This window comes from Aeromonas sp. QDB30 (genome assembly GCF_027707645.1).
Lineage (GTDB): Bacteria > Pseudomonadota > Gammaproteobacteria > Enterobacterales > Aeromonadaceae > Aeromonas > Aeromonas caviae.
In genome coordinates, this window is the sequence record NZ_JAPCIY010000191.1 from 1 (window position 1) to 751 (window position 751).

Annotated in this window: 1 protein-coding gene; it reads right to left on the reverse strand. The window is 38.9% G+C overall.

Annotation, left to right across the window (positions count from 1 at the left end):
- Positions 1 to 489: hypothetical protein (locus PG896_RS21065; protein WP_270836204.1), on the reverse strand; the 489-nt coding region annotated here is incomplete at its 3' end.
- Positions 490 to 751: the final 262 nt, after the last annotated feature.

Consider the following 751-nt stretch of genomic DNA (forward strand, 5'->3'; position numbering starts at 1 on the left):
TGGTGTGTTTGGCGACAACCAGTTTACCAGCACCCTGTCTGTCAACTTCCACTTTCCCAGGATCCCGCGAAGAACCTCTTTTCCTGCATTTTTGCAAGTAGCCTTAACAAGCAATTTGGTAACTAAGTCTTGTGATTTTTTCTCTAAATTAGTGAGGCTGTTTTTAATGTCTTTTATTTTTTTACCAGGATTTCCTGTCACGGGGTAGTCATATTCGATGACTTTCGACTTATCTGTACTCAGACATATCATTGAATATGGCACACGATAACTACTCGCAACGCAAGGCATTCCAACAGTATCTATAGGAAGTTGGCCATTTATTGCAAGAAAGCGACTTTGAAATGGAATGTCATTAAAGTAAGATGAAATACCGCCATCATTTTGAGTCGAGCTAGTCAGTTTATCTACTGCACTTAGATTACTAGAACAGCCAGAAATAAGTGCAGAAGAAAAACAAAATAAAAACATACTTTTCGAAGTCATCATATTACCCTCCCCAGCAGTATTGACACTGATATCATTTGCAAGCCATAAGAATATAGCCCGCCATTCAGCATGTGCAAATTTTATTATTATGACTGTATTGTTTACATAATGGTCTTCAATTCATCGCACGCAGAGACCAGCGCCTTCATCGCGCCCCTTTGAGCTGAGATGTGTACTGAATTAAGTTATACCAATCAGATTAAAGATGTGATCTAATTGCTCTATTCTGGTTTCACTGTACTCAGTATGTCCGATCTAATCG